5 protein-coding genes are annotated in these 8,728 nt (G+C 51.7%); all 5 read right to left on the bottom strand.

What is annotated here, in order from left to right; all coding sequences use genetic code 11:
• Positions 1 to 56: 56 nt before the first annotated feature.
• Positions 57 to 1,001, bottom strand: a complete 945-nt coding sequence (locus ACTHS4_RS11210; protein ID WP_440365949.1) for a hypothetical protein — start codon at positions 999 to 1,001, stop codon at positions 57 to 59.
• A gap of 187 nt (positions 1,002 to 1,188) precedes the next feature.
• On the bottom strand, positions 1,189 to 2,874 hold the full coding sequence (locus ACTHS4_RS11205; RefSeq protein WP_440365948.1) for a hypothetical protein: 1,686 nt from the start codon (positions 2,872 to 2,874) through the stop codon (positions 1,189 to 1,191).
• Between the two features lie 8 nt (positions 2,875 to 2,882).
• Positions 2,883 to 4,718: a hypothetical protein gene (locus tag ACTHS4_RS11200; RefSeq protein ID WP_440365947.1), complete on the bottom strand. Its 1,836-nt coding sequence runs from the start codon at positions 4,716 to 4,718 to the stop codon at positions 2,883 to 2,885.
• A 46-nt stretch (positions 4,719 to 4,764) separates the two neighbouring features.
• A complete protein-coding gene (locus ACTHS4_RS11195; RefSeq protein ID WP_049344592.1) occupies positions 4,765 to 5,175 on the bottom strand; it encodes a hypothetical protein in 411 nt (136 codons plus the stop codon).
• Positions 5,176 to 5,278: 103 nt separating this feature from the next.
• Positions 5,279 to 8,641, bottom strand: coding sequence for a phage tail tape measure protein (locus tag ACTHS4_RS11190; RefSeq protein WP_440365946.1), 3,363 nt, complete (start codon positions 8,639 to 8,641; stop codon positions 5,279 to 5,281).
• Positions 8,642 to 8,728: the final 87 nt, after the last annotated feature.

Below are 8,728 nucleotides of genomic sequence, written 5' to 3'. Positions count from 1 at the left end.
CGCAACTTGCCGCGCTTAATGGCAAGACGGCTGCGGAAAACATAATTCGGCATGGCTTACAGCTCCCAGGCTGTGAGGTTGATCAGCAGGCCGGCATGATTACTAAAACATTTGACATACATCCATTCATCGCCGGAATTGTCCAGATTGTCGTAAACAGTACCTTGCGGAATAACGTTGTTACTCGGCATCGCTTCGTTGGTGCGCATCAAACCCGGAACCAAGCCGCGAAGCGCATATCCACCATTAACTCTCTCAAAAAGATACAGGTCGGAAGCCGTAAAGCCGCCACTGATGGGACTTGGGTAATTGGTAGAGGAGTCAGCCGTATTTGAACCGCAATAAAACCCACTTGGCGCATCCCCTTTGTAATCGCGCATGGCCGAGCTATAAAATCCGTTGTAGGAAGAACTTACACCAGAATTAAAATATTTTTCTGATCCGTTCGCCCCCACCCCCAATAGGTTTTGATGCTCATCCGCCACCGCCAGGCTTGGAAACTCCCCAAAATAAAGTACAGGGCTGGCGGACGAATTGCCCGGACTCAGCAAAACAAGGGCAAAGGCACGTGCATGACCTACTAAAACCCATTTCAATCTGAAACTATTGTCGTAATAATTGGCGCTAGCAAAGCGAATCCTATTCGAATCACGCCAAACATACTGAACCGCCTTGCCCGCTGTAGCGGATGTCGGCTCCAAAATCCCACAGACATCGGTATAACGATTATTTCTGTCGCCGCCTGCAAGATACTTCGTATCATCCACCCCCAGCCACCACTTTGTCGCCTTCGGGTGCGTACTGCGGAAACAGGCTTCCTGCGTCTTTTCAAACGCCATTTCCCAGCCCAGCCCGTCCTTGCGTTTATTACCCTCGCCATAACCGGTAACCAGGCAGGCTTTTAAAATCGTTTTAATACTGCCTGCCGCCGATTCAACCTGCGGCGCACCCTCGTCATCCCAGCGGTAAACCTTTACCGGCACACGTTGCGTATCAAACATTTCAGACGGCCTTTCTTTTTACTTCAATGATTTAAAACCCCATTAAAACAAAAGCCCCGAAAATCGGGGCTTGGCATAATTGCACTCACTTGCTTGTTTCTATTTTGTTTTATGAATTTCAGCGGAACAAAAAAGAAACAAACGGTATAAAGGCCGTCTGAAAGCACTATTCAGACGGCCTTGTCTTTTATTCGGCCACCGTATTGCCGCGCAAACACGCGGTAAAACCATCGCGGCCGTTTTGCTTGTCCGGCGAAGGCTGGACACTGCGCAAAATCCAAACGGGCAACGGCGTGCCGTAGGTATTGAAGCGGATACAGTTCTGTACCGACCAGCCGCCGCCGAATGCGGCCGCCTTGAGCGTGAAATAAGGCTTGCCGGTTGCCGGATTGGTCGGCGCAAGATCGGTCAGGGTATCGCTTTTTGCGACCAAGCCCAGCCGTTCGCCGTAAAGCTCGAATTGGGTTGCAGTAATGAATTTAATCAGCCAACGCTCGGTAATCGCGCCGTTGCCGGCCAATTTAATCGGGTAGTCTTTGACATTGGCACGCGCCAAAATAGGCTCCCCGCGTTGCGCGTCACTCCACACATTGTCCCATGCCTGTTGCGAAAACGGCTCGGTAGCGCGCACCAGCAAATCGCCGCCGATCAGGGCGGAAGACACAAATGTATGCTCCTTCGGATAATTGCGCCCAATCGCAAACTGGAGTTTCAGACGGCCTGAAATATCGACGCCGGTCACACGGTTTTCCTCTTCCCATGCACAAACGGCAGTCAGCGGCAGGGTATATTGCGACAAGTCCAACGGCTCGGCAAAAGTAATGCTGCCCGCTTTGAGGTCTGCCGTGTATTTCTCGGCGAGGACGTGCTTGCCCTTGCTGTCGACCAAGCATAGGCGGTCGATATTTTGACGGTTGAGCGTGATTTTCTGGGCGGCGGTAAACGCGCTGCCCAAATCCTGCTTTAGGCGGTTGGAAATCACGACCATATCGCCCTTGCGGAACACGGGGACGCGTCCGTCGGCAGGCAGGCGCACGGCATCGATACCGATAATCGACGAATCCAAAGGCAGGTTGTCTTGTGTCACGGCGTTGTAGCGTAAGTCTTCGGGGTAAAAACCCTCATCGCGCTTGATTTCGTAGAAACCTGTCTCGTAGTCGATTTTGCCTGTAATGCCGCCGGTAATTTCGCCTGCGGCGTTGCTTCTGCCGACAATTTCGCCATTGCCCGCGTAAACGGTAAAGCTTTCAGGCTTGACCGGCGCGGCAGGTGTGCGGCCTGCATAACCATAACCCTTGATCTGTGGCTGACGTACGATACCGCCTGTAATTTTAAGATTCAGGAAGGCAATATTACGGTCATTGATAATGACTTTACCGTCAGTAGTCAACGTACCGACTGCATCGCCCGAACCTTCTACTGCATTCCAATTCTTATAAAGCGTACCGCCTCGTTCAATAATCTCTGTCTCGCCGTCATGAAATGACCAGGTATCAAAAACACAGACGCTTCCTTGATCAAAGTCGTTCAAAACATTAAATAACAAGCCGCCATTCAAGCTGCCACGACGTTTTTTTATTGAGGCAGGATCACTAGTCAGGTAATCCGCATACCAACTGACTATTTTTCCATAACGGTTTATTGTTTTGGTCTCAAGCAATTCTAGGTACTTATATTTTGTACCCAAAATATTTCCTTCGACTATCCGTCTTTCTTGACCGGCAACCTGTAACACCGTTTTAGGTACGATCATTGTCGAACCTACACCACTCACACCCTCGACTTTTCGACCGCCGATTGTGAACTCGCCATTTTTCGCAGGGTTGGCGGACAATACAATTTTAAAGCCGCCTGAACCAGTTTTGATTCCCATTACTTATCCTATCCCAATGCTGCCGCATAACCAGAATAACTGTTTGAAACAGTTGTACTTGTATATTCTTCAAAGCTTCCCAAAGCAGTTAAAGAAACAGTGCGCCAATCAGGTATCGCCGTCCCCAGTGTGATATTCCAAACCTCTCCTTTTTCCTCTGCGGTCAAGCCAAGACCATCAGCAAGGCCAACTTGAATACGATCAGGCTCATCACAAACATAATCAACTGAAGTAGAGTCAATATAAGCTGGCAATTTAATCGTGCCGTTCAAATAATCCACATTGCCAGTTGCATCACCTGTTAATTTTCCTGCGCCATCGTCTTGCGCTCTTTTCTTACCGTTATTTTGCCAAGTAAGCACCAGCGTTCCCGGCTTAATCGAATGCCCCAGGGAATAAGTACACTCCCCATTTGCCGCCTTGGGCAGATTATTCCCACCCGTCTTCCCACCATCAAAAGACGTAAAACCAGAGGAATCTCCCCATTGAAACACCAAACGGCTGCCAACATCCGGAAGAGACGGTAGATTAAGCAATACACTGCCTGTTGCAGACGACACCGTACCTACACTTTTACCGGCCTCATCCCGTAATACGCCGTCGCCTGTATCGGTCAAAACATACCAAACTCCCAAAGCCATAAAAGACACTTTTAAACTACCAAAAGCAGGATTAGGTCTAAGCAGAGGGGCAAATGATGTACCGTGATTGGTTTCTTTAATTTCTACCGCAAAAGCATATCGCGCTGATGACGATTTAGCACCCGGAACCGCAGTTACCGTGTAATAACCTGTCGGCAAACCACTCAAACGCCCATTGGCGTAATCAGCATTGACAACATTGTCGCCACTTTTAAGTTGACCCAAGCCATTGTCTGTGTAGTTCCCAACTTTAAGACTGCCTGGCAAAATAGAACAAGGCAAAGTCAACGCCCCATTGCTGACACGCCCCGCAAAAAGCTGCTTTTCTGGCGCAGCGGCGACCCATGCTTCGCCGGGAACCGGATATTCATCCGCATAAGGTGTCTCGACTGTCGAGGTCGGTACAAGCTTTTCGTAAATGCTTGACACCGTCAGCGTGGCATCTCCTGCCGAAAGGCCGTCAGATACAGGTTTTACGCCATAATAAGCCGCGGAATCTGCAACTTGGGTTTCCAAAATCTTAACTTTAGGCGCGGCATACCCCTTAACCGGATAATCGACACCATCAAAATCTCGGGTTAACGGATTGCTGATTTCCATTTTGACTACACGGCGCGGCACTTCCTCGACCTCACCGTTTGATTTTGGGATCTCAAAAACTCGCACTTCATCTTCGATGTTGATAATGCGGAAATACTCCGTGATACGGCGCGTCACATCTTTGGTTTTTTCCTCATATTGCAGGCAATAACGCTCGCCAACCTTCGGCAAAGGAGCCTCTACGCGCTGATACGCCTGCACAAGGCGCACGCCTGCCAAATGGCGACCCAATAACGTCATGCGACTTTCCACTGTCGGCACGGAATACGCCTCAATGCGCGGCATAATATCCGCGCGGCTCTCGCCGTAGTTGAACGCCTTAAACGCCAAAAAAGACACGTTTTCAGAGGTCGGCGGCTCGGTAATGACAAAATGCCCGCCATAGAGCGGCTCGGAGTCGTTGCGCAGGACAGCAGGGTAGAGCAAACGGGCGTCCAAACTGCCCATCGTGCGGTCAACGTCCGAAACAGGCGGGAAAATCTCGTTATCCTCGCCGGTCAGCGGCTGACCGACCATCAAACCGCCGCCATCAGGCGTATCGGTCATGCGCTGGCTGGGGTAAATCTGCAGATCCTGCTGCGTCAGACGCGTTGTTTTTTCCATTTTTGAAACCTTTTTAAATCCTGTTTAAATCTGTTTTCAGACGACCTTAAAATGTCATCAGGCAGAGCTGGGCAGTGTATCGCTCGCTATCCGTTTCCGGCGTTGAGTAATGCACCGGCTCGACATTGTTCAAAGCCGCGTTATGGGTGCGCCAAATAACATTAAATTCGCGGCCGTCGTAGTGCGTCAGCGTCATTTCCAATTCGGGGACGTCCGTCCAGTCACGCAACGTACGCAAGATACTCAAATCAAGCCACACCCAATCGCCCGACAGCGTAATTGGGCGACCGTTTGCCTTAATTCCTTGCTGGATGACCAATCCGCCCGACAAGGTGCGCTGCGGCGCGGCCTGCGCCACCTTGCTCCATTCAAATTCATCGTCCCAGCGCATATCCTGCGGCAGATGTACGGCCACGCCATTGTCTTTCCGTTTCAGCGTCCATTCTTGATTTGCCATTTCAGACGGCCTTTGCGTATTTTTCTCAAAACCCTATTAAAACAAAAGCCCCGAAAATCGGGGCTTGGCATGGTTGCAGTCAGATGGTTGCAGGCCGTCTGAATTATGTCGTGCGCTTTAATGAAGCTTGTAAACTATTCATAAAACCGTTAACAGCTTTCTCGGCAACCGCTTGGTCGCGCTGCGCCAAAATTTGGTTAAGCTTTTCCGGGTCGATATTAACCTGCGGATTGCCGATTTGTTGCAACCGCTGGGCGGCATTACTGTTACCATACGAACCTTGGTTGCGGACTTGCTCTTGCGCGGCAGATTCGGCGCGCTTGCTGCGCTGCCTGTTGTAAATCTGTTGCTGCAAATCGATTTGACGCTGATATTCGCGCGCAACGTCGGTTTGTTTGAGGCGGTTGGCATTGTCAAGTTTTTGTTGCAGCTCACGGATTTTTCTTTCTTGCTGCAAAGAATAAATCGCTTCCGTATTGCCATTAAGCTCGGCAAGTTCGGCCTCGAGCGCGCGGGTTGCATCATGTGCTTCTTGGCGCAGGGCATTCAACCGGCGTTGGGCATCGGATATCGCATTGCGGAATTTTGTCAGCTCAGTATTCCCCAATTTATCGGCAGCACGAGATGCCGCGCTGGCCGCATCGTTCAAGATATCCTGTGTCACTGCGCCTTGAGCAGCAGCATTGGTCAGCCTTTGCATCGCGGTATTCGCGCTGTAAATCTGTTGCGTGTACTCTTTCATCTGAGCAGCGCGGAATGTGGCCTCCATGCCCAACTTAATCCCGGAGAACTGTCGGTTCATCAAATCCAGCTGCTCATTATTGAGCTTGTAAAAGCCTGCTGTTTGCGTCAGACGGTAGCCGTAATCACTAAACGATTTAGATGCATTTGCCGCTGCTTTGGCTGCATTGTCTGCCTCCGCTGCCGCCTCTTTGTTGGCTGTCGCCACTTTTCTGACCGATTGGGCATGGTTTTCCGCCGCTTGCGAGCCTTTGTCATGCGCGGCTTTCGCGGCTTCGCCTGTTTTAGCGGCAGTATCGTTCAGCCCTTGATAGGCGGCTTTTGCTTTTTCCGCACCGCCCGAAGCTGCATCGCCCAAACGGGCAAGCTGCTCCTGCGTCAACAGTGCCGCGTCGCCGCTGGCTTTGAGCTGGTGTTGAAACTCGGCAAATTCCTCCTTGCTTTTAAGTTTGCCCATCATAGCCTCAAAGGCTGCCTGTATCAGCTTGGCATCTTTTTGACCGGCGGCCGCCGCTTCTGTCGAGGCTGTCTGAAAATCAGTGAATGCCTGCCGCGCGTCGCTGCTGATACCCGTCATCACGGCCTTGCTGTCCACGCCGATTTTGGCGAAGGCGTCGGCAACCTTGTCCGTCGACTCCCTTGCCGTATCTCCGATTTTCTTAATTTCCTCGGCCGTCAGCCCGGATTGCTTGCCTACCTTTTCCAATTCGGCCAAAAGAGCATCAGTTGATTCTTTGCTGTCCATCTGCTTGAGCGCGGCTTGAAACACCCGGCTCATCTGCTCAGCATCATTACCAAACTGAGAGGCAACACGCGAAAAATTGGCAATACCTTCCGCCGCCTTTTTACTCATGCCGGTGGTTACCTCTTCCGCCGTCAAACCCAAAGCCTCAAGGGCTTTTTGTGCTGCGGCAAGCTCGCCTGTATCTGCGCTGATTTTGACATTTTTCTTGTCAAGTTCGGATTTCAGTTCGGCGGTTTTGGTGCGCACATTTTCCAGCTTGATTGCCAGCTCGCTGTAAAAGTCGCTGGTTTCGCGACCGTCGGCACGCAAGGCCGCCATACTGCGCTCCAACGCAGCTTGTTCGGCAGCGGAAGCACGATATTCGGCTTGCAGGGCTTTGACGGCGGCTGCCTCTTCTTCGGCAGCTTTTTTCTTGGCGGCGGCGGCTTTTTCGGCGGCTTCAGTAGCCTTTTTGTTTGATTCTGCAAGCTCGCGCTTGATTTCGGCGTCAGTTTTGAAAAATTCGTGATATTTATCCAAACTTCCCGTTGTTACCAGACTCTCTATCATGGCGATCGGGCGTGCTATCTCGTCAAAAATACCGCGTAGGCCTGGGATGTGTTCGTATAGGTCCTGAATGAATGATCCGAGGGCTTCACCGGCGGTTACCGCCAACGTCCCAATCAGTCCCCATCGGGAGGCGACCGCAGAGAGTCCCGATGCCAAACCACTCAAGCCGCGTGTTTGCGCCGCACCTGCCGCCGCCGCACTTATTCCATATTCTTTAGCCGCCAAACCGGCTTTGCCATATGAAACGGTCAACGCATCGACAGCAGCTTTTTGAGACACCAAACTTTTCAGCGCGGCAGCACCACCAAGACGCACAACTGCAGAATACGCCTCCATTGCAACACGGGCGGCCGCAAAGTAAATCGCCAGCTTGGACAATACCGGGAAATCTTTTGTGAAATCGCTAATTGCCGTTGCAACCGTTTCAACTGTGGATGCCGTTATTTTTAAAATAGGCAATAAGGCATTACCCAGTTCTCCCGCCATATTGGAAACTGCCGCCTTGGCCTTATTTATTTGCCCTTCGGTAGTATTTAATGCAGCTGCCGCCTCCTTCTGCATCGCGCCTTGTATTTGTGATTGGTCGTTTACCAAGCCCAAAGCCTTTTCGTACTCGCCGAGCGAGCCGACCAAGAGGGCGATGTCGTCGCTGTACTCGGTGCCGAAGAGTTGCGAGAGCGTCAGGGCGCGGCTTTGTTTGTCCAAGCCTTCAAGTTTATGCAGGAACTCGGTCAATGCCTGCTGCGGATTCGCTGCGATATTGGCTGCCATCTCGTCTGCGGACGTACCGATACCTTCCAAGGCCGCCTGAAAGTCTTTGCCCTGGCTTTGCGCAGTTTGCAGTTTTTGCAGCATTGCGTTGATGGCGGTCGCAGCCACTTCGGGCGGTTTGCCCAATGCGATAAATGCGTCGGCAAGCGCGGCGGCTTCGTCTGCGGCCAAGCCGAACTGTTTCGCCGTACCGCCGATACGCGCCATTGCGGCGACAATGTCTTTTTCTCGTGCGGCGGTATTGTTGCCCAAAACGTTGATGGCATCGCCGAGCTTCTCGACTTCTCCAATCGGGAGCTGGAACACGTTGGCAATCGTCGCGGCGGCATTGCCTGCCTCTTCAGCGGTCATGCCGAAGGCGGTTGCCATAGTCGCGGTAACGCGTGCAAATTCATCCAACTTATCGGCAGCAATACCTAACTGACCGCCAGCGGCAACAATTTCAGCCATCTGCTCCGGCATCATACCGAACTCTACCGCCAGCTTTTTAACTTGCTCGCCCAACTGTTCGATCTGCTCAGGAGTGCCGTCCACGACTTTCCGAACACCTGCCATTGCGCTTTCAAATTTTACTGCCTCACGTGCAGCGTACGTCAGCCCGGCAGCACCACTCGCCACCCCTCGGAACTCATTGGCAAAGTCGGAAAGTGTAGGACGCAAATCCGATAAGCTGAGACCTTTGCAAAATTCCCCAAAATCCCCTAAATTCCCACCAAGACATTTAGGGGATTTTCCATGAGCACCTTC

The sequence above is a fragment of the Neisseria sp. P0014.S009 genome, from assembly GCF_051958155.1.
In the GTDB taxonomy this organism is placed as follows: Bacteria; Pseudomonadota; Gammaproteobacteria; order Burkholderiales; family Neisseriaceae; genus Neisseria; species Neisseria flavescens_C.
The sequence above is the reverse complement of the archived record's forward strand: the minus strand, read 5'-3'. Positions and strand labels throughout refer to the sequence as shown.